Genomic DNA, 25,006 nt, shown 5'->3' on the forward strand with positions numbered 1-25,006 from the left:
TATTCAAATAACTATTAGCCAAACTTTTACAATCATTGTCAAACACATTGGTCTTCTTTGATTAAAATTTATTATTCCTTTCGTCATGTATTCACCGCAATTTGTATCAACTGAACATATTCCAGGACATTATCTTATCCAGCAACATTAATGCTTTCACCGGAAGCGGTTCCAGCCACAAAATCTTGTTGTATCCCATATAAAAGACCTGCGGGTGCACCACGCAAATGATCATGGTAAAGAAAAGGATAAGCCTTAATGAGGACTCTGATGCGGTTTGATATAAAATAAAAAAAGCCGCCAGAATAAATGGGAACCCGTAAGACAGCGCTCGGTCGATATCATGCACATAAATACCGGTCGCGAGGAGCACCGCGAAACCGATAAAAAGCGCGGCAATCAGCCAGTAACGCCTGGTAAGAATAAGCGCAAGCAATGCACTTCCCATTAAAAGCCAGGTTCCTTCGAATGCCGACCAGATGCTGCTTCCCAGCCCATTCCTATGCGCATTGGCAAACAAAACAGGCGTTCCGATGGTGGAGTAACTATGGTTGGGAAAATAGGTTGCCAGAACATAGTTTCGCACACCGAAATAACATAGCCAGGCGATCCAAACCACAGCGCTTTCACCAAGTAATCCAGCTCTGATCATCCCCAGCAGGCTAAAATCCTGCCTTTCATAAGCTTTAACAACAATCCACCAAAGCAGTAAATACCCTCCTGCGACAACCGCGCGCTCATCCGTAAAAAAAGCGATTTGTAGCGAGATGAAGATGACGAATACATTGCGGCTCAGCAATGCGGTTAACAGGAAGAAATACGCGAAACCATCGCCATATCCGTGAATGTCCGCAAATGTCCATACGCTGACGAAAATGTTGGCGATGGCCAAAACGAAAAAACCAGTAATGACCTTATCCGCCGAAATGCGGTAAACGTATCTGCCAATATTATAAAGGAAAAATATACCGCACAAAGCCTGAGCAAGTAGAATCAGCACAACATTATGGTTCGTGATGAACGACAGGAACGGCAGTGTCCACCTAAGGATCATGTTTTCACGCCGGACATCGTAGTCCATGTCTTTTGGATGAAACAAATCCTGCGCCTGATTTTGAATAAAAACCCACGCATCCAGCTTAACCCCATTGGTTTTCAAGTGGTCAACGAGCAATGAATAGGGCGGAAATGCCAGAACAAGAGAAATTACTACCGCAAAAAATGTTAACTTCAATAACCAATTCCTGTCTGATAATTTATCTTCGGACCAGGAACAAAAAGACTCGTAGAAATTTTCTAAAAGCATAAACTTTGTAAAGAGCAAATTGTACCCAAATATACATTTTAATGTCACATTCAATGACAGGCTGCGTTTAGTGGGTATCGCGAGATTTTAATGGCCCCGCATACGGGTAAATTGGAAATACTATACTATTTTTGGAAAAAATTAGACTTTTTGAAAAGACTTTTATCCATAGCACTTCTAGGCCTGCTCTTGTACAACACGTTTGGACTTGCAGTTGCCGTGCTATGTTTTGAAAAGGAATTTGAAACCGCCCAAACGTCCGAAATCGCTTCCAAACGCAAAATTTTGGCCCTTCCTGCTCCTTCACTCCCTTACACAACCTCCTGGGAAAATGAAGATGGAACGGCCGGTCTTATCAAAAAAGATGGTGAGTTTTATAACGTTGTTCACCAGAAAATTGAGAACGATACACTCTTCGTAACAATCCAGTCCAACACTTCGGCGCGTGAACGGTTCTTTGAGCTAGCGGGCAGTATGAATGATTTGTCGGACAGCGAAAAAAGTAAAAAGTCCCCTTCAGAGCGTGCTTTAAAATTGCTTAACGACCTGGTGAAAAGTTATTTGCCTGTCGAAACCCGATCTGAACTAGCTTGCGAATTCTTTCCGCCAGCAAATCTGGTCACCTTTCGGGACCACGAAATTTCACTCAGCTCTTCTCCCCGTTCATTCGAATCTCCGCCACCCGAATTGTCTTAGTTTTTCAAGATCACTGACTAACTCTGGCTCAGCTTCCTTTACGGAAATGCTGCTGCCATGTTCCATTTTACAATCTGAAAAATCTAAGAACAATGAAAAACATATTTACGCTTCTATTTTTGGTGTGCCTTTGCATCACACAACTTACAGACAATGCTTTTGCACAAGGATGCGTGGCGATTCGCGGCATGAGCCACGCAGGCGCAACTTCGGCTGATTTCTTCAAACAACAAGACGGCAAATTCCAGGTTAATGCGGGATATCGTTTTTTCAGGTCATACAAACATTTTCGTGGCGATCATGAGGAAAAAGAACGCGTGGAACAAGGAACAGAAGTGATCAATGTGGCTCATGCGTTGGATCTGGGACTAACTTACCAGCCCAACATGCGCTGGTCCATTTCGGTAACATTACCCGTTCAGCACAATGACCGCTCGTCCCTATACGAACATTATGGCAACGCGATAACAGCCAATCCAGAGCAAAAACGCTTCCATACAAGCTCAAAAGGAATCGGTGATTTGCGCATTTCGACAAGTTACTGGTTAAGAGATCCGTTAAAAATGCCGAAATTCAACATTGCCATTGGCGGCGGCATTAAGCTTCCTACCGGCGATAAGGCTGTGGAAGGTGAATTTCACAAACTCGACAAAGAAGGCAATGATTATACCATCGTAAAACCAGTTGACCAGTCGATTCAGCTTGGCGACGGTGCAGTGGGATTTTTCCTGGAAACGCAGGGATATGTTTCTTTCACACCAAAAACGGCGCTTTATTTCAATGGTTTTTATTTGTCCAATCCAAAAGAGCATAATGGTGTAAACCGCAATCCGCAAGCGGCAACAATTGATCCTATTGTTGGCTATTTCGCTGCTGTGGATCAGTTTGCAGCCCGACTGGGTGTAAGCCAGGCACTTGGCGGCGGATTTTCCGTGCTGCTGGGAGGCCGCGCAGAAGGCGTTCCTTCTGACGATCTGATCGGCAGCAGCAAAGGTTATCGTCGTCCGGGATATGTAATTTCCGGTGAGCCTGGTGTGGCTTATATTAAAAATAAATTCTCTGCATCGCTTTCCGTTCCTGTCGCGCTGTATCGCAATCGGACGAAAAGCTATGCTGACAAGCAGGATGTTACAGGCAAATCGCACGGCGACGCCGCGTTTGCGGATTATTTGATATCGTTTAGTGTAAGTCGCTGGTTTTAAGAACAATGTTGTCACATTGAGCGGAGTCGAAATGTCGCTACAGACGTAGGATAACGTCCTACCTTCGCTTCGACTCCGCTCAGCGTGACAAGGCAGTTATCTCCCTCCTTACTTCCAACTCGGAATGATCCTACTGCCTTCTTCCGTTTCTTCAATGCTCAAGTATGTCTGGATTTCCTGTTGCAGATCCTCAACGTGGCTGATAATGCCGACTATGCGGTTCTCTTTTCGCAACGATTTCAATGTTTCGAACACAGTCTGCAATGCATTTTTGTCCAGTGAACCGAAACCTTCGTCAAGGAAAAAGAAGTTGTGTTTCGATCCGTTCCTGACGTGAATATGATCCGCCAGCGCCAATGCTAAGGACAATGCGGCCTGAAATTTCTGCCCGCCGGATAATGTTTTAAGCAAACGCAAATGCCCGCCGTTCAGCAAATCCCTCACCCAAAAACTGTTGCCCTCTCCCAATTCCAAATGCAGCTGTTGATGTGTCATTTGATGAAAACGATGATTGGCCGCCTGAATCAGGTTTTGCAGATAAATGCTCGAAGCGTAATCCACAAAACCACTGGAACGGAATAACTTGGCCAGATCGTCCAAATGTTCTTTTCGCAACTGCAAACGTGCCTTTTCCGTTAGTAATGCCGCTTTCTTCGCCAGATCTTCGGCCATTTTTTTCAATAACCGGTCTAATCCGCCTTCTTCCTTGCGAAATGCATTAAGGCTTTCCGTTAAAGTTTCTTTGGCTTTGATGGCCTTTTCGTGCTGCTCGGGATCGTATTGCTGTTCTGCATTTTCCTTCAAAAGATTTCCCAAATCCCGTGACGTCGTATCCAAAGCGTATTTGAACGTTTCAATCGCCTTTCTTTCGGCATCAATCGAAATGGAATTTTGGAGAATTTCCTTCACCTGCTCCTCAGACTTAAAATCGAATGCTTTTAACTGCGCTTCGACACTGATTTGAAGATTAGCAAGGTCGCGATGGTTCGAATCTAATGTTGTTTTCAATGTTCCCTGGGAACCGGAAAGCATGTCTTTCTCTTTCTGGACCGCGTCCAGATCCTTTTCCGATTGTTCAAAAAGCGTTGTAATTTCCTTATAGCTGGTTTTAAAAGCTGTGATTTTCTCCAAAATCGCTGCTTTGGGCTGATCTTCGAACTCAGTCAGATTTACTTTTTGTAATTGCCCCGCTAATGTCAAAACTGTATTCTCAAATCGCAGGACTTCATCTTTCAAGCTCTGCAAAGGCTTTTCGATCTTCTCTGTTTTTTCCAGATTTTCGGTCTCAATTTTCAAAGACAATGCTTTAATCTCCGCTTCTGCTTCCTTTATTTCCGACTGATTTTTTGTGATTTCTGCAAAATGCTTTTCAAAACCATTTCGGTCATTTTTATCAAATTTATTCCAAATGAAAGATTTCTCATGCGTTTCAAGTTGCGCTTTTGTCTCCATCCAACGCTGCTTAATGGTCGCTTTAAGCTTTTCAAGATTCTCTATCTGATTTAAAATCCTTTCAATTGGCGCTTGCGAAGCGCGGATGGCTTTTTCTTTTGCGGCCAATGTTGTAAGAGCGCTTTCCGCAACCTTAATGTGCTCACTAACAGCATTATCCGCATGTAAAACAGACGGATGATGTGCTGAACCGCATAATGGGCAAGGCTCTCCGTCCACAATTGCGCCCGCATATTGATGCAATGCGAGTTTTGTGTGAAGCGATAGAAGTTCGCGGTTTTTTTGTCTGGATTCCGCTTCTGATTTGGTTAGAAAAAGTTGAATAGCATTCGTAAAAGACTCTAACGAAGTATTTTCTGTTAATTCAAGCGCAAAGCCGGTATTCACAGCATTGATTTTCGCTGTAAGCAATTGTTGTTGCGCTGCAATGTCAGCTTGCAATGTTTCCGCTTCGATTTTTACAGACTGCCGCTTTTCAACCAATGCATCACAAGTTGTGAACCAAGCCTTGATCTCACTGATCTCCTGAATGTCGGAAAGCCCATTTTTGCGCTGCTCATTCTCAGATTCTTTCTCTTGCTTTTGCTTCGTTAAGCGTGCAATCGATGCCTCTTTTTCCTTTAACTGCTCATTTCCGCGTCCTAATGCATCTTTCCTTTTCGCAGCAGAAACTCTGTTATCAATGATTTGAATGATCTTTTCCAATTCATCCGCCGTATCGAGCAACTCTTCGCGCTTTTCATATTGCGGTTGCAGGCGGGTTAACAATTCAAGCTGCTTCTCGGACAGCTTCGTCAACTCATCCAGCCGGATCTTGTTGTTTTCAAATATTTTCTGATCTCGGGCAATGCTCGCATTCAGGGTATTTTTTTGATCTAAAATAGATTTAAAATGAATCGAGCAGGTTTCAAAAATCTTCAACATTGCTTCGCGTTCCTGCATTTGCGGACGCTCGGTTTCCAATGTTTGCAATTGCATTTGTAGTAACCTGACTTTTTCGGCTGTTAATTTCAATTTCTGAAATGCTGCTTCCAGTTCGGTTTGTATGCGCAATTCTTCGCTAACCTTCTTGATTTCAATTCTTACTTCTTCCCGCCGCTTTTCCTCTGCCGCCACCATTTCGCCAGTCACTTCACCTAAACCTGTTAACTGGCCGTCGACATTGGAAATGGCGAGATCATTTCGCTTGATTAATGATCCCACATTGCGGCTCAGATCATACTTTTCGAGCTGAAAAAGCTCTTTCATCATCCGCGTCCGCTCTGCGTCCCGCAGCTCAATGAACTCCTGAAACCGGCCCTGAGGAATGATGATCGTCCTGCGGAAATTGTCGTAACTCAGCCCTATAATGCTTTCGGCATTTTCAAATTCGGCCAGCGGCACCCAGTTTTCATCCTGCCATATATAACCACGACGGTCAAATGTCTTTACATCCTTGAAATTCTTGCTATTGCGCTTGCCCCGGACAGTGAATCTGTAACGGTCTCCGTTTTTCCCTGCAATGCATTCAAAATCAATGAGTAGTTCATCCGAACGCAGGTTCATCATGTTATAAGTACGATCATCGCCCTTGCTGTTGAGCCGCTCGGTGTCGCCGTATAATGCAAATGTAATTGCTTCTAGAATAGAAGATTTTCCGCTTCCTACCGCACCAAAGATTCCGAACAATGACGCATCCGTCAATGCATTGAAATGAATCTCCTGCTCGGTCTGGTAAGAATACAGACCTTTGATTTTAAGATAAATTGGGATCATGTGCTATAAACTTGCCAGCAGATCATCCAGATATTCCCGGCTGTTGCTTAGTCTTGGAACCTTGTTTTGTCCGCCCAGCTTGTGAAGTTTCCCCATCCAGGCGTAGAACGTGCCCGATGGGACGAAATGGACTTTGGGCATTAGCAGCGCCATATCTTTATAACGTTTGGCGTCGTAATCAGAATTCACTTCACGGAGTGCTTCATCCAGCAAAGCAATAAAATGTTCGCGATCGTCAGGCTCTTTGGTGAATTCTATGATCCACTCATGCCGTCCCCGCGAGCCATCACCCATATAAACGGGCCCGGCTGTATAATTCGCAACCAGCGAATCAGTTTTCTGTGTTGCAATTTTCACGGCATAATCCGCATTCTCCACAATCACTTCCTCTCCAAATGCATTGATAAAATGTTTCGTCCTGCCGCTTACTTTGAGCCTGAACGGATATTTCGAAGTGAACTTAACCGTGTCACCGATCAGATAACGCCATAGGCCGGCGTTTGTAGAAATGACCAGCGCATAATTTTTACCAATCTCAACTTCGTCCAAAAGCAATGCTTTCGGATGCGGCTTCCCCACTTCTTCAACGGGGACAAATTCATAAAAAATGCCGTAATCCAACATTAACAGCATTTCTCCCACCCTATTCACATCATCCTGAATGGCGAAAAACCCTTCGGAGGCGCTGTAAGTTTCGAGATACAAAACCTGGTCTGACGGGAAATATTTAGTCATGAACAGGTCCCGGTAAGGCTCGAAGGAAACTGCCCCATGCACAAAAACCTCAAAATCCGGCCAAACTTCCAGCATATTCTTTTTGCCGGTGAGTTCGAGGATTTGGTCCAGCAAAACAATAGTCCAGGTTGGCACGCCCAGAATGCTTGTTACATTCTCCTGCGAACAGATGGAAGCCATTTTTTCCAGCTTACTTTCCCAATGGTCCATTAATGCCACGTCCAGGGGCGGCGTGCGCATGAATTCTGCCCAGGAAGGCAGGTTTTGCATAATTACTGCTGAAACGTCGCCTATCTGGGTATAATCATCAAAAGGATTGGCATGTAAAGTTCCGCCTATGGACAAACCTTTGCCATCAAAGACCCGCGTATCCGGGCGGTTATTAATGAGCAGTGTCATCATATCTTTCCCGCCTTCATAATGACACTCTTCCAATGCTTCGGGAGAAACCGGTAAAAATTTGCTCCGCGCATTGGTCGTTCCCGACGATTTTGAAAACCAGTCGATCTGGGAAGGCCACATCACATTGGGTTCCCCGCGCAGTACGCGTTCGATGTATGGATAAATTTCTTCGTAGGTGGAAACAGGCACCTGATCCTGGAATTCCCTGATCGTCCGGATCTGGCCATAATTATATTTACTTCCCCATTCGGTATATCGCGCCGTCTCGATCAGTTCAGAAAAAATGCGCTCCTGGGTCTCAATAGGGTATTTCATAAACTGCTCTATCCTTTCGAAGCGCCGCTTCAAAAACCAGACAGTCATATCGTTAACCAGCTTCATGAGTAAATCAGTTAGGAACTTAGCATTGGAATTTGTAAAAATAGCAATAAAAAATGGTGAGAGAACAGTTTACACACGTTCCCTCACCATACATTTTAACATTGATCCGTTAAGACCTCGTACTAAACTTTCTATAAATAAAGAGCAGAATAACCGCTCCTAAAATGGCGATGAAAAGACTGCCGAAATTGAAACCATCAACCGTTCCGTAACCAAGCATTGAAGAAATCCAGCCACCAACGACGGCGCCCGCGATACCGATCAGAATTGTTACAATAAAGCCGCCCGGATCTTTTCCCGGATGAATGGCTTTGGCAATTGCGCCTGCGATCAGGCCGACGATGATCCATGTGATGATTCCCATAATGCTTAGTTTAGATTAATGTTCGTTTGAAACCATTAATTACAAAAACTATGCCCTTAAAAGCCTATTTGTCATAGAACATATTGCTGCGTCCCGCTTTCCGCTGAATCGTAGATGTAATTTCCTGACTATCTTCCTCTTGCAATGTGCGGGCATTTTTTATCTGCCGGGTAAGGCGTGTTCCCGTAATTTTAAAAAGTGCTTCGCTGAGTAAAGGATCTTTGGGATTTCCATATGGATAAAGAATGTTGCCTTCGCTGGCCGCGATATCCGGCGTGAACCCCACATTATAATCGGATTTTTTGTCTTTGTTCAAAGATTTTGAAACAATAGGCTGCAACCCCCACTTTACTTTCTTTTTGGAATCGGTTAATGTTACTGATCCGACGTTTTTGCCAACAGTTTTACCACCCACAAGCGTCACGTTCATGTAGGGTTTTAACCCATTAATCAGCAGCTCACTAGCCGAGGCCGAACGGGAAGAAACCAGGAAAACCACGTTGCTTAGCTGGGAACCAATGTTCTGACTTTTGCTGGCAAACTTGTCGTAAAAGTAGGTTTCGCCATATTTCTTCATGTTCGTCTCTGTTACTTCCGTGTTGTATTCTTTGTAATAAAAAATATCGTTAGAAGTCGCTTTGGCGATCAAGCTCGCAAGATTCGTCGCAGAACTTACATAACCACCCGGATTGTAACGCAAATCGACAATTAGTGCATTGACATTCGCATTCTTGAACGAGTTGAAAATGTCATCCAGCTTTTTGTCGTACTGCTTGTTGCTAGCTTGATAAGGCTCTGGAATAAACTGATGGTAAACCACATAGCCAATTTTATTCGCCCCAATGCTATAAAGTGTATCGAAGTAAACAGGATCTTCCTGCAAAACAACCGGCGTAATGTCCCGTGTCGTTGTGCCTTCCATTAATGCGCCTTCTGCATTGATTGTAGCAAGCGTGTAAGTTAGTTTTTCGTCCGAATTGAGTAATTGGCTGTAATTAGCGCCAGTCATTTTCTGGCCATTTACGCTGCTGAAAATGTCCCCTCTTGCAAATCCTGCTTTGGCCGCAGGCGAATCTGGAAGAACGTAGAGCACAACGCCGATCACATTACTGCTGCCCGTTGGGAAATAGGTAAGCTTATATTCCATCCCGGAAGCCTTCGACTGGCCTGCCAGCGATGCTTCCAGCTCCTCAGCACTTTCCTGGATCCAGGAAAACCGGTCGCCATCCGGCCGCAATGTGGCGTCATATCGATAAAGCAGTGATTCGAAAAACGACGCGGGATCTTTGGAATAATCCGGCGAAGTAGTCATGTTATCATTCCAGTAATACCAGTATTTCATGTTTTCGTAGATCCACTCGTTCGTCTCTCTTTCAGTTGCCGGATCTACATTTTTTTCTTTGCATGAAAGCACTGCCGCGCTGATGGAAAGAATGGCCAGTAATAGTTTTAATTTCATAAATGGCTACGCATTTGCTAAAAATACCTGCTCAATAATGTCACATGCCTGGTTCATTTGTTCTTCGTTAATGACCAAAGGAGGCGCAAACCGGATCTTATTTCCATGCGTTGGCTTACAAAGCAGTCCTTTTTCCATCATTTTATAACAAAGGTCCATTGCAGTGTGGCTGTCCTCCGTATCATTGATCACGATCGCGTTCAGCAAACCCTTTCCTCTAACGACTTCAATCAGAGAACATTGCTTTTGCAAATCAACAATTCTGCTTCTAAAAAGCTGACCCATTTTTTCGGCGTTTTCAGCCAGGTTTTCGTCGATAACAACCTGCAATGCAGGAACTGTGACCGCGCACGCCAGCGGATTTCCACCATAAGTCGAACCGTGCTCGCCCGGTGCGATCGTCAGCATCACCTCATCATCCGCAAATGCAGCCGAAACCGGCATCACGCCACCGGAAAGCGCTTTTCCCAAAACCAGAATGTCCGGTTTCACACCTTCCCAGTCGCACGCAAGACGTTTTCCTGTTCGTCCGATGCCTGTTTGCACTTCGTCGGCAATGAAGAGAACATTGTATTTGGTACAAAGCTCACGAACACCTTTGAGATAACCGTCACCGGGGACCACGACGCCCGCCTCGCCCTGGATCGGCTCTACCATAAAACCCGCAATATTCGGATCCGATCTGAATGCATTTTCCAATGCTTCCAGATCATCAAAAGGGATTATTTCAAAACCGGGCAAAAACGGCCCGTAATCATTCGTGCTGGAGGGATCGGTCGAGGCAGAGATCGCTGCCAATGTTCGTCCCCAAAAATTGCCCGATGCATAAATGGTTTTAGCTTTGTTCGGCTCGATTCCCTTTACTTTGTATGCCCATTTTCGTGTAAGTTTTAACGCCGTTTCGCCTCCTTCTACGCCGGAATTCATCATCAGCACTTTATCAAAACCGAAATACTCACAAAGGAATTTCTCACATTCCCCGAGCTTGTCATTGTAAAAAGCCCGCGAAGTCAATGTCAGTTTTTGTGCCTGCGCAACCATTGCATCGATAATCCGCGGATGACAGTGACCCTGACTCACAGCACTATATGCAGACAAAAAATCCAGATATTGCTTCCCTTCCACATCCCAGACATGCACGCCCAGCCCCCGTTCCAAAACCACCGGCATAGGCTTATAATTATGCGCTCCGTAACGATATTCAAGTTCCATCGCCTGCTGCGAAGCATTCATTTCAATTGTGTCTGTATAGCTCGCCATTATTGATTATTGAGTAAGTCAGGTTGATTTTATATGTTATGTAAAAATAAGGAAAAGAAGACGAATGTTTAGGATATTTAGCCAATCGCTCCTTCACTTTTAAATGTTTATATTTGTATAAGAGCAGAGTCTTTCTTCCGAACAAAAGATGATCCTTTTAAATAAAGCAATCTTATGAAACTTCAATATATCTCGGACAGTCAAGGTGTCACAACCGGTGTTTACATTCCGATTACCGAATGGAATGCGTTGAAAACCAAGTATGCAGAAATTGAGCAAGAGGAAACCGACAACATTCCGCAATGGCATAAAGACGTTGTATTAGACCGGTTAGCAAGCTTTAAAAAAAATCCTGAGCAAGCAATCGACTTTGATACAGCCATGAACGATATCGAAAAGGGCCTTTAATGTATAAAATTTCAATCCTCCCATTAGCTAAACAAGACATTCAGGAAGCTGCGATTTGGTATAATGAGCAGCAAGCAGACTTGGGAAAGCGATTCACTAAATTCATCAGAAGCAAAGTCAAACGAATTTCCGAAAATCCACAGCTCTATCCGGTTCGCTATCTTTCGGTGCGCACTGCAGTTGTTGATGTATTTCCATTCATGATACATTTTGTAGTGAACGAGTCTGATAGGACAATTTTGATAACTGCTGTACTTCATACAAGTCAGAGCCCGGAAAAGTGGCTTGAAAGACAACAATAAGTTAACAAAGCTTGAATCATCCGCTGTTCCGGCGTAGCTTTGCGTTATAATCTCAAGGGGTGCCCTACCGAACGGGCTGAGATCAAACCCATATGACCTGATCCGGGTAATGCCGGCGTAGGGAGAGAAAAGCAACCATTTGATAGGTGGCCCCTGCCTGTTGTAACCAAATCATCGCCATGCGAAACGTTACTACCTATCTGTTTATACTCATAATCAGCACATTATCATTCCGTTCTGCGTTTGCACAACGATCTATTTCCGGCCGTGTCACCGACGCCGAAGATGGAAAAGCATTGCCCGGAGCCACCATTAAAGCCAGCGACATTCGTGGCACGCAAACCGACGGCGCGGGAAATTTCAGTTTGCGGAACATTTCTGACAACATTTCAACATTGGAAGTCTCCTACATTGGTTACCAAACTCAAAAACTGCCCTTAACCACTGATAATCCACTGGAAATTAAGCTGAGTAAAAGCACTTATCAAGCCGATGAAGTGATCATTAATGCCACGCGCGCCAATGATAAATCGGCAATGGCTTATAGCACAGTCACAGCAGAAGCCATTGATAAACAAAACCTTGGACAAGATTTGCCTGTTCTGCTCAACTTCACGCCTTCGCTCGTGAGCACGAGTGATGCAGGCGCGGGCGTAGGTTACTCGGGCATTCGCATACGCGGCTCGGATGCGACGCGCATTAATGTGACGGTGAACGGAATTCCTTATAATGATGCCGAAAGCCAGGGCGTCTTTTGGGTCAATATGCCGGACTTTGCGTCTTCGGTGAGCAGTATTCAGATTCAACGTGGCGTGGGAACATCAACGAATGGCTCCGGGGCTTTTGGGGCGACGGTCAACATTAACACGAATGCATTTCAGGAAAAGCCTTATGCGGAACTGAACAATTCCTATGGTTCTTTTAACACGTTCAAAAACACATTGAAGGTTGGTTCCGGGCTGATTAAGGAGAAATTCACTTTTGATGCAAGGCTGTCGCGCGTTTCGTCAGATGGCTATGTGGACCGGGCTTCTTCGGAGCTGCATTCTTATTATTTGTCGGGTGGTTATTTTGGTAAAAAAAGTTTTGTGCGGGTGAATGTGTTTTCCGGAAACGAGCGGACTTACCAATCGTGGAACGGCGTCCCGGAAGCGAAGTTGCGCGGTGATCGGGAAGGGATTTTGAGCTATATTGATCGTAATGGTTTGAGCGAAAAAGATGCGCAGAATTTGCTGGAATCGGATAACCGGACTTACAATTCTTACACTTACAAAAACGAGGTCGATAACTATCGTCAGGATCATTACCAGATCGTTTCTTCGCACAATCTGAGCGATAAATTGATTTTTAACCTCAATGCATTCCTTGTACGCGGGCTGGGTTATTATGAGCAATCGCGGATTGGTGATGATTACAGTAATTATAATTTGCCCAATGTCGTAGTGGGCCAGGATACACTTACCAGCACAGATCTGATCCGTCGCCGTTGGCTGGACAATTACTTTTACGGCTCCACTTTTTCATTGGAATACAATAGTTTCAAAAAGCTGACTGCCAGCTTCGGCGGAGGATATAACTATTACGACGGCGACCATTACGGCCGCATTATATGGGCGCGCAATGCGGGTAACATTGAAAACGACCATCAATATTATTACAGCAAAGGCATTAAGAAGGATTTTAACATTTACGGAAAGGTTTATTACCAGCTGACGCCGAAACTGAATGCGTTTGCAGATTTGCAATTCAGAAGCGTTAATCATAACATTCAAGGCACTGACAATGATCAGATTGCGCTGGCATTTGATGAGTCTTATTCATTCTTTAATCCGAAAGCCGGACTTACTTACCAATTAGCTGATCAAAGCTCGGTTTACGCATCTTACAGTGTGGGAAATCGCGAGCCGAACCGTGATGACTTCACTTCATCGACGGCTGGTTTATTCCCAAAAAGCGAACAATTACAGAATGTGGAAGCTGGTTTTAAAACGCAGCGCGGCATCTGGGCTTTTTCGGCTAATTATTATCTGATGGCTTACAAAAATCAACTTGTTCTGACAGGCCAGATTAATGATGTCGGAAATTCCATACGCGTGAATGTTCCTAAAAGTTACCGCACCGGCGTTGAATTGGAAGGCGCGATTGCGCTCAGCAAATCCCTGAAATGGAATGTCAATGCAACTTTTAGCCAGAATAAGATCAATGATTTCACTGAGTATGTAATCAATTACGACACCGGCGATTATAACACGATCAGTCACGGAAAATCGGACATATCTTTCTCGCCTAACGCGATTGCCGGAAGCCAGTTGACTTACATTTTGAGAAAAGATCTCGAATTAGCATTACTCAGCAAATACGTTGGAAAGCAATATTTAGACAACACATCTTCCGAGACGCGCAAGCTGGACGCCTATTTCACCAACGACCTGCGACTTTCCTGGACGATCAGACCAAGCTGGGCAAGAGAAATTTCTTTCAATTTGCTGGTCAATAATGTGCTCGAAGAGCAATATGAATCAAACGGGTACACGTACGGATATTTCGCTGGCGGCGCATTGACGCAGGAGAATTTTTACTTCCCACAAGCAGGCAGGAATTTTTTGGTTGGGGTGAATTTTAGGTTTTGATATGCCGCTTTCTGCCTAACTTTGCCGCATGGAATTGAAAAATGATCTTTTGCTCCGGGCGGCGCGTGGTGAGAAAACAGAACGTACGCCGGTTTGGATGATGCGGCAGGCTGGCCGGATCTTGGCTGAATACAGGGCCGTTCGTGAGAAAGCGGGAAGCTTTATTAAGTTAGCTACAACGCCCGAAATGGCTGCCGAAGTCACATTACAACCCGTTGATTTGCTGGGTGTTGACGCGGCCATTATATTCTCCGACATTCTGGTGATTCCCGAAGCAATGGGTTTGCCCTATGAAATGGCTGAGCAACGCGGACCTGTTTTTCCCGCAACTGTTCACACCATTCAGGATCTGGAAAAACTGCATATTGCCGAGCCGGAAACGGATTTGAAATATGTGCTGGACGCGATTAAGCTGACGAAAGATGGCTTGGCGGGCCGTGTCCCGTTAATCGGTTTTGCAGGAGCGCCTTTCACGATTTTCTGTTACATGACAGAAGGTAAAGGCTCAAAGACATTTTCGGTTGCTAAAAAGCATCTTTACGCCGACCCTGAATTCTCGCATTTACTGCTTCAAAAAATAACGGATAGCACCATTGCTTACCTGAAAGCACAAATTGCGGCCGGCGCTAACCTCGTTCAAATATTCGATTCCTGGGCCGGAATCTTGTCTCCTGAGCAATACAGCACTTTTTCTTTGCCCTATATCAAACAGATCTGCGACGCCATTGATGAAGTTCCGGTGACCGTTTTTGCCAAAGGCGCATTCTTCGCGCGCAAAGCCATTAGCGAGCTTAGCTGCTCAGTAGTAGGCCTTGACTGGAACATGGACATTGCCGAATCGCGTGCGCTTATTCCTGATAAAACACTTCAGGGAAATCTTGATCCTTGCGTGCTGTATGCTTCCTATGATCAGATCAGAAAAGAAGTGAAGAACATGGTGCAACAATTTGGCACACAGCGCTATATTGCCAACCTGGGCCACGGCGTTTATCCCGACACAGATCCCGATAAAGTGCGTTGTTTCATCGAATCCGTTAAAGAATTTTCCTCCTAGCAACTCCTTTTTATGTCTTTACCCAAAACCAAATGCATCTTCCTCGACCGCGACGGAGTGCTGAATGAGGATTGCCCGGATTATTTATACGAGCTGGAAAAGCTGGTTATTCCCGAAGGCGTTGTAGAAGCACTGCAAGCTTTAAAAAAGGCTGGTTATTTGTTGGTTGTCATTACAAATCAGGCTGGGATTGCGAAAGGGCTTTACACAGCGGACAATGTGTATGCCATTCATGAAGCGATGCAACGGGCATCGGGAAATGCGTTGGACGATCTTTATTTCTCGCCCTATCACCCTAATGTTTCAGGTGTTTCGCTTTCCAGAAAGCCTGGTTCGCTCATGCTCGAAAAGGCGATTGCAAAATATAATATAAATGTTAAACAATCCTGGATGATCGGCGATCGGGACCGTGATATGGAGGCAGGAAGAAATGCAGGGGTCAGAACAATTCAGATTGTTCCGGAAACAGAAACTTCAACAGGCGATTTTGCTGCGGCCAGTTTGTTCGAGGCAGCTAAAATTATCCTGGAAGGTGAAATTTAAACTCTCTCAGCGGGCGATGCCTGAGTTGCTTTTTGCGTAGAACCGTAAGCAGGACAAGCGTGCTTTGTGCAAGATGCAAATGCGAGCGAGCCGCAAATCGTAAGGAGAAGTAATAATTTTTTCATCTTCTTGTTCGTATAAATATTTGTCACCGCAAAAATATAAAAAATAATTCTTTGAATGAGCGTTTTAGTTTGACTAATAACGAACTCATTCAAAGAACTTTATATCAAAGGTCAGATTTTTGTTTCGACCAATTCTTCCTCTTCTTCAATCGGCTCCATTTCTGTTCCGACATTCTTTTCGGGAACGGTAAATGATTCCTCCTTGAAGCCTAAGATTTTAAGCATAGAATCGCTGTTCTGCTCTTCGGCAAAGACACGTGTAATGATCTTGCCGTCTTCGTCTTTGTCGACCAACACGTGTTTCGGTGCAGGGATAAGGCAATGCTGGATGCCGCCATATCCGCCGAGAGACTCCTGGTAAGCGCCCGTATGGAAAAATCCAATGTATTGTTTCTCCGAATCTTCTTCAAAAATCGGCATATACAGGTCGGCGCTGTGCATTTCGCTGTTATAAAAATCCTGCGAATCGCACGTTAATCCACCGAGATTCACTTTTTGATAAGGACTATCCCAGTTGTTAATCGGGAGCATGATATATTTCTGGTTCATGCCCCAGGAATCAGGAAGCTGCGTAATGAACGAGCCGTTGATCATGTACCAAAGCTCCTTGTCGTTTTGAAGCTTTTTATCAATGATCTCATAAATAACCGCTCCGCTCTCTCCCACCGTATAACTTCCGAATTCCGTAAAAATATGCGGAACCGGCACATTGTTCTTGTTGCAGATCCACTGGATGTTTTCAATGATCTCGTCGATCATTTGCTGGTAATCATATCCCGCCTGCAATGAGGTTTGGATTGGCAAACCGCCACCAATGTCGATAGAATCGAGTTCTGGACAAATTTTCTGCATTTCGCAGTATTTGAACATAAACCTTGTAAGCTCGCTCCAATAATAAGCACTGTCCTTAATCCCCGTATTAATGAAGAAATGCAGCATTTTCAGCTTAAACTTCGGATTAGACTCGATCTTTTCCTTATAAAGCTGCTGCACATCGTTATACCGGATTCCTAACCGCGACGTATAAAAAGCAAAATTTGGCTCTTCATCCGTCGCAATACGCATCCCGAAATTGACCGTATCTGCTGTAACCTGCTGTTCGTATGATTCAATTTCTTTGAGGTTATCCAGAATTGGAATAACATTGAACCCTTCGTTGATCAACTCGCTGAGATACTGCGTGTAGCGCGGCAGTTTGTAACCGTTTGCCAAAATAAAGGTGTTTTTGGTTACCTTGCCCCGGCGATACAATTCGCGGATAATGGGTATATCAAAAGACGAAGAAGTTTCAAGGTGTATATTATGCTTCAAAGCCTCTTCCAGCACAAAACTGAAATGGGAAGACTTTGTGCAATAACAATAGGTGTAGCTTCCTTTGTAATTATGTCTTTTGAAGGCATTCCGAAAAAACATATTTGCATTTTCGATATGCTCCCCTATTTTAGGCAAATAATTGATTTTTAACGGCGTACCATGTTCTTTGATGATATCCATCAGTGGTACATTGTTGAACAGCAATTCGTTATTATCGACGTTAAACTCCATCGTGGGAAATTCGAACGTCTGCTGAATCAGGTCAATGTAGCTTTTCATTGATTTGTTTGTCGCGATAGCAATTAGTGAATTGGAAGTTAATAACTAAGACAAAAGACCCGAAAATTGGTCAGAATATGTGTCATTTCCAAACACCAGTTGTATGTAAATCATTCCCGTAACAACGCATTTTATCTCCCGATTTGCCAAGTTCATACCCTAAATTATCCGTTTAATAAATTTTTGATTGATCTTAATGTCCGGGCCGACCTACTTTTGGCGCGTTAGTTTTCTAAACTTTCATCAACTTAAACCATCAGCCATGCAAATTTTGAAATTTCCCTACTTCCCTAACAAGCCGGACAGGCACGATATTTCCGAATCAAGTTGTCCCGCAGCCTTTCGTAATCGTGCCATTACTGTCTGAGCATCAGCGTTTATCTGACACCAGAAAACTTTAAACATTTTGAAAGTTTTCTTAGTTTATTTCAGTTGATTATTTCAAATTTGCTCTCGTGAAAGAGCGAATTATTAAATCAGCCCTAAATCTGTTCTGGCGCTATGGGATCAAGAGCGTTACCATGGATGATATTGCCAAAGACCTGGGGATTTCGAAGCGGACCATTTACCAGCATTATTCCGACAAAGAAGCTATCCTGGCACTGGTGATCCAGAACGAGATTATGGATCAAAAGTGCGAAATGGAGAAACTGGATGAGAAAGCAGCCAACCCCATTGAGCAAATGATGTATGCGTCGGCCCAAATGCGGGATACACTTTCCAACATGAATCCGGCATTGTTGTACGACCTGAAAAAATACTATCCGGCAGCCTGGGAGCAATTTGAAACGTATAAGCATGAATTTCTGCTCAAAAGCATTCGCGAAAACCTGGTTACCGGCATTGAACAAGGTCTTTACAGGCCAGATATTGACGTAGATGTTCTCGCGTTACTCCGCATAGAACAGATCGTTATGGCTTTTGACCCGACTATATTTCCGCAGAAAAAGTTCAGTATGATGCATACCCAAATGCAGTTCCTCCTACACTTTTTAAGAGGGGTTTTATCGGAAAAAGGATTTGAATATTACAACACCATAAAAGACAGATCAGCAATTGAAATCAATACCCATGAAAAATGAACAAATAATACGCCGCAGTCTGATGCTACTGGCGATCTTACTCAGCTTTGGTCCGCTTTACGCACAGGACGGGAATTTCTCGCTGGAACAGGCCGTGGATTATGCGATCAAGCATAACCTGAATATTAAAAATGCACAGTTGGATGCCACTTCTGCCGAAGCGCGCATTGGTGAGATCCGGGCAGCTGGGTTGCCGCAAGTAAGCGCAACGGTTTCAGTAACCAATAACATTATTATACCGCGGTTTTTCCTTCCCGGAGGCAGCCTGGATCCCAACACGCCGGCCGACGCACCACCCGCCGCGCTTGAATTCGGGATTCCGTGGCAGGGCGCAGCATCCGCTAATTTAAACCAGCTTATTTTCAACGGTTCCTATTTTATCGGGTTAAAAGCCGCTGCAACTTATCGTGAATTGGCCCAGAAAAGCACAACTTCATCGAAAGTATCCGTGGCGGAGGCGGTTACAAAAGCTTATTACTCTGCCCAAGTTGCAGAAGAACGAGCCAAACTACTCGATCTCAACATTTCCCGCGTAGACTCGCTCATGCGTGAGACTAAGGCAATGAATGCCAGCGGTTTCGTAGAGCTTTTGGATGTAAACCGTTTGGAAGTGCAGATCAACAACCTGCAAACGGAACGTCAAAAGGTTCAAAACCTCATTGAGCTTAGCTATGCCCTGCTAAAATTTCAGATGGGAATGCCTGCTAATGAAACTGTTAAGCTTACCGATGACATTAATGCAGTGAATGTGGATTCGCTGAGAACAGAATCGGCAAACGCAGACCTTAACTATGAAAACCGCATTGAATACTCGTTGCTGAATACACAGGAAAAATTGGCAGGCCTCGATCTGCGCAACGTAAGAAGCGGCTACCTGCCCAGTGTATCGGCTTCATTAGGCTACGGATACAATGCTGGTGCGGACAAGTTTTCGCAATTGTTTACCAACAACTGGTTTCCCAACATGGTGCTCGCCATCAACCTTAACATTCCGATTTTCGACGGTTTTTCCAAAAAATACCAGATTAACCAGAAAAAGATCGCTATTGATAAGGTTAAGAACAACCAGACATTGTTGAAACAGTCAATCGATCTGGAAAATAATCAGGCAAGCATTAATATCAAGAATGCATTTGCAACGCTTGAAACGCAAAAGCGCAACCTGACGCTCGCCGAAGAAATTGTTCGCGTATCGAAGATCAAATACAAGGAAGGAGTTGGTTCTAATATCGAGGTAATCAATGCAGAATCTTCACTGAAAGAGGCGCAAACGAACTATTTCACAGCATTATATGATCTGATGATCGCCAAGGTTGACCTCAGCCGCGCCAAAGGAGAACTTTATACAGAAAAATAAGCATCACATTAACACAAAAACAAAATTTGAAACCGCTATTTACCTATATCATGAAAAGACATATTTTAATACTAACAGCCATGACAATCCTGCTTGCAGCGTGCGGCGGGGGAGAAAAGAAAGAAGGCCTGGCCGGTAAAAAAGAAGAATTGGCCAAGCTGAAATCAGAGCGTGCAGAGAACGAGAAGAAAATCAAAGCGCTTGAAATTGAAATTACAAAACTGGATCCTAATAAAGCTGCGGAAGCAAAAGTAAAACCGGTAACTATCGATACGCTTGATGCTGCGACATTCCGCCATTATGTGGAATTGCAGGGAACAGTGGATGCCAAAAACAATGTCCTGGTAACGCCCAAATCAGCCGGGGTCATCGTTGCGATGAATGTGCGTGAAGGCGATTACGTGAATGCGGGAAGTGTGATCGGCAAAATTGATAACAGCATTCTGACAGAATCCATTGAGGAATTGAAAACGCAAATGTCGCTGGCTAACACCATTTATGAAAAGCAAAAAAACCTTTGGGACCAGAAGATCGGGACCGAAGTTCAATTTCTGCAGGCGAAGAACAACAAAGAGGCTTTGGATAGAAAGCTGAGCACCTTAAATGCACAATTATCTCAGACAAACATTGTGTCTCCGATGGCAGGTGTGGTCGATATGGTGAATGTAAAAGTAGGCGAAATGGCTTCTCCGGGTGTGGGCGTCGTACGGGTTGTTAACTTGAGCAACCTGAAAGTAACTGCAAAAGTATCTGATACTTATGCTGCCAGTGTGAAAAAAGGCGATGAAGTGATTGTCAAATTCCCGGACTTGAAAAAGGAATATAAAGCGAGAATTACATTCGTTAGCACAGCAGTGGATCCGTTGTCACGGACATTTACGATTGAAGCCAATCTTCCTACCAACAAAGACATCAAGCCTAATATGATGGCGCAGGTGCAGATCAATGATGCGATCAGCAAAAATGCCCTGGCCATTGATCAGAATTATGTTCAAAGCACAGAGAAAGGCAATGTTGTGTATGTGGCCGTAACTGAGGGCAATAAAAAAGTGGCCAAGGCAAAAGAAGTGAAAACCGGTTTGAGCTATAACGGAAAAGTAGAAATTCTTTCCGGCCTGGCAGCAGGCGACCAGCTGATCACATTGGGTTACCAGGAAGTTTCCGACGGCCAGCCGATTAGCTATTGAAAAAGAGAGTGATCCATTCAATCATTCACTCATTCACTCATTCAAAATTGCTCCCATGAAATTTAACGAATATAAAACCCTAGGCTTTACCAACTGGTGCGTAGAGAATCGGACGACGATTTACATCTTTACGTTCATCATTACGCTTGCCGGGTTTATGGTCTATAATAACCTGCCCAAAGAGCAGTTTCCCGATATCAAGATCCCGCAGATCTATATCAACACGATTTACTTCGGAACGGCGCCTGCGGATATTGAAAACACGATCAACAAACCCATTGAAAAGCAGCTTAAATCGCTGAATGGGGTTAAAAAGATTAAGTCCAATGCATTGCAGGACGTTTCGGTGATCCTGGTGGAATTTACGCCGGACGTGGCTGTGGAAGTTGCACTCCAGCGAGTCAGAGATGCGATTGACAAGGCAAAAACAGACTTGCCGCAAAACCTCGACTCAGGCCCCACGGCCCAGGATGTTAACTTCTCGGAATTTCCGATCATGAACGTGAACATTGCCGGTAACTTTTCCCTGAAACAGTTAAAGCAATATGCCGAAGACTTGCAGGATGGAATTGAAGCATTGCCGGAAATTACCCGTGTGGATATTTTGGGTGCCCTGAACCGCGAAATCCAGATTAATGTGAACCTGGACCGCATGAAATCAACAGGTTTGACATTCTATGATGTGCAAACGGCGATCCAGAGTGAAAACATCAACGTTTCGGGTGGCGAGCTCAATGTGGAAGGTGTGCGCAGAACGCTTCGTGTAAAAGGTGAGTATACCAATGTTGCAGACATGGCGAATATCCGCATTCGCACAGCAACTGGCGCAACCGTACGTTTGGGCGATGTGGCCGAAGTGTCTGATAATTTTGAAGAACAACAGGATTTTGCCCGTTTGGCCAATAAAACGGTAATCACGCTGAACGTAATCAAGCGTTCCGGTGAAAACCTTGTGGAAGCAGCCGACAAGATTGAAAACGTAATTGCTGACTTCAAAGAAAACCGTTTTCCTCCGGGATTGGACGTAAAAATCACTGCGGATCAATCGATTCAGACAAGAGCTGACTTGCATGACCTTATCAACACCGTTGTACTCGGCTTTATTTTCGTGGTAATGGTGCTTATGTTCTTCATGGGTGTGCGTGACGCGATTTTCGTAGGACTTTCCGTTCCGCTTTCGGCACTCGTTGCCTTTGTGATGATGCCTATTATCGGACCATTGGTAGGAACAGAATTTACATTAAACACCATTGTACTTTTTGCCTTCCTGCTGGGTATAGGGCTTGTGGTGGATGACGCGATTGTGGTAATCGAAAACACGCACCGGTTATTCAACCAGCACAAGGACTGGACGATCCAGCAAGCTGTAAAAGCGGCGGCAGGTGAAGTTTTCATTCCTGTACTTTCGGGAACATTAACGACCATTGCACCATTCTTCCCGTTGCTTTTCTGGACAGGTATAGTAGGGGAATTTATGAAGTTCATGCCGCTGACGCTCATTATCACGCTGGGAGCATCGCTTTTTGTGGCTTATGTAATGAACCCGGTGTTCGCGGTATCATTCATGGGACGTCATGATGACGAAAAAGAAGCGCACGACACGAGTTTTAAAGCCATCCGCAGACCATTAATTATTCTCGTTGTTGCAGCTGCAATCGGTTATCTGATCGATCGCGGTGTTGGTAACTTCTTCGTATTCATCTTGTTGCTTTGGATTTTTAACCATTACATTCTGACACCAAGAATTCTGGTCCCATTCCAGGACCGTTTATTACCATCCTTGAAAAACGGCTATCGCAAATTGATCGACTGGCTTTTGAGAGGCTGGAGACCTGTTGTTGCAATCATGATCGTATTTGGTTTACTGATTTTCACATTCGTGCTGACGGGCATTGTGCAACCCAAAGTGCTCTTCTTCCCAAGTGGTGATCCGGATTACGTGTACGTTTATAATAAACTGCCGATCGGGACAGATGCACGGGTGACAGACTCTGTGACCAAGATCATTGAGAAGCGTGTTTTTGATGTTTTGGAAAAAGAAAAGGCCATGGATATGGTGAATTCGGTGATTGCCAATGTTGGTAAAAACGCCGGTGACCCCTATAACCCAGACCGTTCCGCAACGCCGCACAAATCCAAGGTAACCGTAGCCTTTGTTTATGGAACAGAAAGAGGCGGCCGATCATCAGAAGCGATTCTCCGAAAGATCCGTGAGGCTGTGAAAGGCATTCCGGGAGCAGAGATTTCGGTTGAACGCGAAGCGGTAGGACCTCCCACTGGTAAGCCGATCTCCATTGAAATTTCCGGGGATGATTTTGAAGTGCTTCAAAAACTTGAAAAAAGTGTCTTGCAAAAAGTACAGCAATCAGGTATTGAAGGGATAGATCAGTTGCGTTCGGATTTGGTAACAAATAAGCCTGAGATCGTTATTGATATCGACCGTGAAAAAGCGCAGCGTGAAGGCATCAGTTCTCAACAAATTGCATTGGCTGTCAGAACAGCTTTGTTCGGTTTGGAAGTTTCCAAATTCAGAGACGACAAGGACGAGTATCCGATCATGGTAAGGCTTGAAAAAGATGACCGCGAGCAAATTGAGAAGCTGTTGAGCCTTAATGTGGTTTACCGCGACATGAATATGGGCGGTGCGCTGCGTCAGGTTCCGATCACTTCTGTTGCCAACATTCATTATTCAACGACTTTCAGCCAGATCAACCGTCAGGACCAAAGCCGGATCGTAACATTAGGCTCCGACGTGTTGCCGGGTTACAATGCCAACGAAATCGTGGCTCAGATCGAAGCATTGATTCAGGATATGGAAGTTCCTAATGGTTATATTATCAAAATGGGCGGTGAACAGGAAGAGCAGAATGAGTCCATGGCATTCCTTGGAACTGCATTTGGCGCTGCGATATTGCTGATTTATCTGATCCTGGCGACCCAGTTCAACTCGGTTGTGAAGCCATTCATTATCTTCTTTACCATCCTTTTGTCGTTGATTGGGGTATTACTTGGCTTCATCATCTTCAATAAAGATTTCTCAATTATCATGTCAGGTGTCGGAATTATCGCGCTTGCCGGTATTGTGGTAAAAAATGGTATCCTGCTCATTGAGTTCATTGAAGAGCTCCGGGGGCGCGGCTACCCAATGCGGGAAGCAATCATTGAAGGTGGTGCGATCAGGTTAACGCCTGTATTGCTGACAGCCTCAGCAGCCGTTCTTGGCCTTGTTCCGCTGGCTCTGGGTATAACCGTAGACTTCGTCGGGCTTTTCAGAAACCTGGAACCGCACTTGATTGTTGGCGGACCTAGCTCAATTTTCTGGAACATTCTCGCCTGGACCATCATTTTCGGATTAACATTCTCGACATTGCTTACATTGATCATGGTTCCGTGTATGTATTACGTCAACGAGCGTGTCCGCGACAAGTGGTTTAGAAAAGGAAAACAGGAAGTAGTCAACCCGAATTGGCAAAACGAAACCATCTAACAAATATAAAATACTGCCTGTCTCAATTTTTTTTAAATTGGAATAGGCAGTATTCCAAAAATTCCTAGATTTGCAACCCCAAAGAGTTCGGGATGTAGCGCAGCCCGGTAGCGCACTAGCATGGGGTGCTAGGGGTCGCAAGTTCGAATCTTGTCATCCCGACATTGATTATCAGACACTTATGACGAAAGCTGTAAGTGTCTTTTTTTGCGTCGAACATAGGTCG

General features: G+C 44.5%; 19 protein-coding genes, 1 tRNA gene and 1 riboswitch. Of the genes, 12 read left to right on the plus strand and 8 right to left on the minus strand.

The annotated features are described in order from the left end of the window. Positions 1 to 106: 106 nt before the first annotated feature. Positions 107 to 1,306, minus strand: coding sequence for a hypothetical protein (locus B5X68_RS20105; protein ID WP_082216582.1), 1,200 nt, complete (start codon positions 1,304 to 1,306; stop codon positions 107 to 109). A 150-nt stretch (positions 1,307 to 1,456) separates the two neighbouring features. On the opposite strand from B5X68_RS20105, the gene B5X68_RS20110 reads away from it, so the two are divergent. Continuing rightward, positions 1,457 to 2,002, plus strand: coding sequence for a hypothetical protein (locus tag B5X68_RS20110; RefSeq protein ID WP_141110369.1), 546 nt, complete (start codon positions 1,457 to 1,459; stop codon positions 2,000 to 2,002). 92 nt (positions 2,003 to 2,094) lie between these two features. Then, a complete protein-coding gene (locus tag B5X68_RS20115; protein ID WP_082216584.1) occupies positions 2,095 to 3,204 on the plus strand; it encodes a hypothetical protein in 1,110 nt (369 codons plus the stop codon). A gap of 108 nt (positions 3,205 to 3,312) precedes the next feature. On the opposite strand, the gene B5X68_RS20120 is transcribed toward B5X68_RS20115, so the two are convergent. The 5 genes from B5X68_RS20120 to rocD all read right to left on the minus strand — a co-directional run bounded on the left by B5X68_RS20120 (position 3,313) and on the right by rocD (position 11,012). After that, on the minus strand, positions 3,313 to 6,411 hold the full coding sequence (locus tag B5X68_RS20120; RefSeq protein WP_082216585.1) for an AAA family ATPase: 3,099 nt from the start codon (positions 6,409 to 6,411) through the stop codon (positions 3,313 to 3,315). 3 nt (positions 6,412 to 6,414) lie between these two features. After that, entirely contained in the window at positions 6,415 to 7,929 is a 1,515-nt protein-coding gene (locus B5X68_RS20125; protein WP_082216586.1) for a GH3 auxin-responsive promoter family protein, read from the minus strand. 109 nt (positions 7,930 to 8,038) lie between these two features. After that, the gene (locus B5X68_RS20130) at positions 8,039 to 8,293 is read right to left on the minus strand and encodes a GlsB/YeaQ/YmgE family stress response membrane protein (protein ID WP_082216587.1); all 255 of its coding nucleotides are present in this window, start codon (positions 8,291 to 8,293) and stop codon (positions 8,039 to 8,041) included. A 64-nt stretch (positions 8,294 to 8,357) separates the two neighbouring features. Beyond that, on the minus strand, positions 8,358 to 9,752 hold the full coding sequence (locus tag B5X68_RS20135; protein WP_082216588.1) for a S41 family peptidase: 1,395 nt from the start codon (positions 9,750 to 9,752) through the stop codon (positions 8,358 to 8,360). A 6-nt stretch (positions 9,753 to 9,758) separates the two neighbouring features. Then, complete coding sequence (gene rocD / locus B5X68_RS20140; protein WP_082216589.1) at positions 9,759 to 11,012, minus strand: ornithine--oxo-acid transaminase; 1,254 nt, start codon at positions 11,010 to 11,012, stop codon at positions 9,759 to 9,761. Between the two features lie 174 nt (positions 11,013 to 11,186). On the opposite strand from rocD, the gene B5X68_RS20145 reads away from it, so the two are divergent. The 5 genes from B5X68_RS20145 to B5X68_RS20165 all read left to right on the plus strand — a co-directional run bounded on the left by B5X68_RS20145 (position 11,187) and on the right by B5X68_RS20165 (position 15,949). Continuing rightward, positions 11,187 to 11,420 carry an addiction module protein gene (locus tag B5X68_RS20145; protein ID WP_082216590.1) on the plus strand — a complete coding sequence of 78 codons (234 nt, stop codon included), beginning with the start codon at positions 11,187 to 11,189 and terminating at the stop codon, positions 11,418 to 11,420. Beyond that, positions 11,420 to 11,722 (plus strand): type II toxin-antitoxin system RelE/ParE family toxin, encoded by a 303-nt coding sequence (locus B5X68_RS20150; protein WP_082216591.1) that lies wholly within the window; start codon positions 11,420 to 11,422, stop codon positions 11,720 to 11,722. The genes B5X68_RS20145 and B5X68_RS20150 overlap by 1 nt, the downstream gene beginning before the upstream one ends. A gap of 45 nt (positions 11,723 to 11,767) precedes the next feature. Then, a riboswitch (TPP riboswitch) is annotated at positions 11,768 to 11,864 on the plus strand. 37 nt (positions 11,865 to 11,901) lie between these two features. Then, positions 11,902 to 14,352, plus strand: a complete 2,451-nt coding sequence (locus B5X68_RS20155; RefSeq protein ID WP_082216592.1) for a TonB-dependent receptor — start codon at positions 11,902 to 11,904, stop codon at positions 14,350 to 14,352. A gap of 28 nt (positions 14,353 to 14,380) precedes the next feature. Beyond that, positions 14,381 to 15,406 carry a uroporphyrinogen decarboxylase gene (hemE, locus tag B5X68_RS20160; protein ID WP_082216593.1) on the plus strand — a complete coding sequence of 342 codons (1,026 nt, stop codon included), beginning with the start codon at positions 14,381 to 14,383 and terminating at the stop codon, positions 15,404 to 15,406. Between the two features lie 12 nt (positions 15,407 to 15,418). Then, positions 15,419 to 15,949 carry a D-glycero-alpha-D-manno-heptose-1,7-bisphosphate 7-phosphatase gene (locus B5X68_RS20165; protein WP_082216594.1) on the plus strand — a complete coding sequence of 177 codons (531 nt, stop codon included), beginning with the start codon at positions 15,419 to 15,421 and terminating at the stop codon, positions 15,947 to 15,949. Here the strand turns inward: B5X68_RS20165 and B5X68_RS29370 are convergent. Together B5X68_RS29370 and B5X68_RS20175 are read right to left on the minus strand one after the other, a co-directional pair. Further along, entirely contained in the window at positions 15,946 to 16,074 is a 129-nt protein-coding gene (locus B5X68_RS29370; RefSeq protein ID WP_262485877.1) for a hypothetical protein, read from the minus strand. The two genes, B5X68_RS20165 and B5X68_RS29370, sit on opposite strands and share 4 nt — an antisense overlap. A gap of 111 nt (positions 16,075 to 16,185) precedes the next feature. Beyond that, positions 16,186 to 17,667 (minus strand): type III PLP-dependent enzyme domain-containing protein, encoded by a 1,482-nt coding sequence (locus B5X68_RS20175; RefSeq protein WP_082216596.1) that lies wholly within the window; start codon positions 17,665 to 17,667, stop codon positions 16,186 to 16,188. A 455-nt stretch (positions 17,668 to 18,122) separates the two neighbouring features. Between B5X68_RS20175 and B5X68_RS20180 the strand changes: the two genes are divergently transcribed. The 5 genes from B5X68_RS20180 (at position 18,123) to B5X68_RS20200 (ending at position 24,942) form a co-directional block, all read left to right on the plus strand. Then, a complete protein-coding gene (locus B5X68_RS20180; protein ID WP_229208498.1) occupies positions 18,123 to 18,749 on the plus strand; it encodes a TetR/AcrR family transcriptional regulator in 627 nt (208 codons plus the stop codon). Beyond that, positions 18,739 to 20,106, plus strand: coding sequence for a TolC family protein (locus tag B5X68_RS20185; RefSeq protein WP_229208499.1), 1,368 nt, complete (start codon positions 18,739 to 18,741; stop codon positions 20,104 to 20,106). Before B5X68_RS20180 ends, B5X68_RS20185 begins: the two co-directional genes overlap by 11 nt. Positions 20,107 to 20,156: 50 nt before the next feature. After that, positions 20,157 to 21,293, plus strand: coding sequence for an efflux RND transporter periplasmic adaptor subunit (locus B5X68_RS20190; RefSeq protein ID WP_082216598.1), 1,137 nt, complete (start codon positions 20,157 to 20,159; stop codon positions 21,291 to 21,293). Positions 21,294 to 21,348: 55 nt separating this feature from the next. Then, positions 21,349 to 24,780 (plus strand): efflux RND transporter permease subunit, encoded by a 3,432-nt coding sequence (locus B5X68_RS20195; RefSeq protein WP_082216599.1) that lies wholly within the window; start codon positions 21,349 to 21,351, stop codon positions 24,778 to 24,780. A gap of 88 nt (positions 24,781 to 24,868) precedes the next feature. Continuing rightward, positions 24,869 to 24,942 (plus strand) — tRNA-Pro (locus B5X68_RS20200). The last annotated feature ends 64 nt before the right edge of the window (positions 24,943 to 25,006 follow it).

It is taken from the genome of Dyadobacter psychrophilus (genome assembly GCF_900167945.1).
In the GTDB taxonomy this organism is placed as follows: Bacteria; Bacteroidota; Bacteroidia; order Cytophagales; family Spirosomataceae; genus Dyadobacter; species Dyadobacter psychrophilus.

What these genes read in the sequence shown, in the direction of transcription:
- B5X68_RS20105 (WP_082216582.1), bottom strand. Translation starts at nt 1,306, where the DNA reads ATGCTTTTAGAAAATTTCTACGAGTCTTTTTGTTCCTGGTCCGAAGAT.
- B5X68_RS20115 (WP_082216584.1), top strand. Translation starts at nt 2,095, where the DNA reads ATGAAAAACATATTTACGCTTCTATTTTTGGTGTGCCTTTGCATCACA.
- B5X68_RS20120 (WP_082216585.1), bottom strand. Translation starts at nt 6,411, where the DNA reads ATGATCCCAATTTATCTTAAAATCAAAGGTCTGTATTCTTACCAGACC.
- B5X68_RS20125 (WP_082216586.1), bottom strand. Translation starts at nt 7,929, where the DNA reads ATGAAGCTGGTTAACGATATGACTGTCTGGTTTTTGAAGCGGCGCTTC.
- B5X68_RS20130 (WP_082216587.1), bottom strand. Translation starts at nt 8,293, where the DNA reads ATGGGAATCATCACATGGATCATCGTCGGCCTGATCGCAGGCGCAATT.
- B5X68_RS20135 (WP_082216588.1), bottom strand. Translation starts at nt 9,752, where the DNA reads ATGAAATTAAAACTATTACTGGCCATTCTTTCCATCAGCGCGGCAGTG.
- rocD (WP_082216589.1), bottom strand. Translation starts at nt 11,012, where the DNA reads ATGGCGAGCTATACAGACACAATTGAAATGAATGCTTCGCAGCAGGCG.
- B5X68_RS20145 (WP_082216590.1), top strand. Translation starts at nt 11,187, where the DNA reads ATGAAACTTCAATATATCTCGGACAGTCAAGGTGTCACAACCGGTGTT.
- B5X68_RS20150 (WP_082216591.1), top strand. Translation starts at nt 11,420, where the DNA reads ATGTATAAAATTTCAATCCTCCCATTAGCTAAACAAGACATTCAGGAA.
- B5X68_RS20155 (WP_082216592.1), top strand. Translation starts at nt 11,902, where the DNA reads ATGCGAAACGTTACTACCTATCTGTTTATACTCATAATCAGCACATTA.
- hemE (WP_082216593.1), top strand. Translation starts at nt 14,381, where the DNA reads ATGGAATTGAAAAATGATCTTTTGCTCCGGGCGGCGCGTGGTGAGAAA.
- B5X68_RS20165 (WP_082216594.1), top strand. Translation starts at nt 15,419, where the DNA reads ATGTCTTTACCCAAAACCAAATGCATCTTCCTCGACCGCGACGGAGTG.
- B5X68_RS29370 (WP_262485877.1), bottom strand. Translation starts at nt 16,074, where the DNA reads ATGAAAAAATTATTACTTCTCCTTACGATTTGCGGCTCGCTCGCATTT.
- B5X68_RS20175 (WP_082216596.1), bottom strand. Translation starts at nt 17,667, where the DNA reads ATGAAAAGCTACATTGACCTGATTCAGCAGACGTTCGAATTTCCCACG.
- B5X68_RS20185 (WP_229208499.1), top strand. Translation starts at nt 18,739, where the DNA reads ATGAAAAATGAACAAATAATACGCCGCAGTCTGATGCTACTGGCGATC.
- B5X68_RS20190 (WP_082216598.1), top strand. Translation starts at nt 20,157, where the DNA reads ATGAAAAGACATATTTTAATACTAACAGCCATGACAATCCTGCTTGCA.
- B5X68_RS20195 (WP_082216599.1), top strand. Translation starts at nt 21,349, where the DNA reads ATGAAATTTAACGAATATAAAACCCTAGGCTTTACCAACTGGTGCGTA.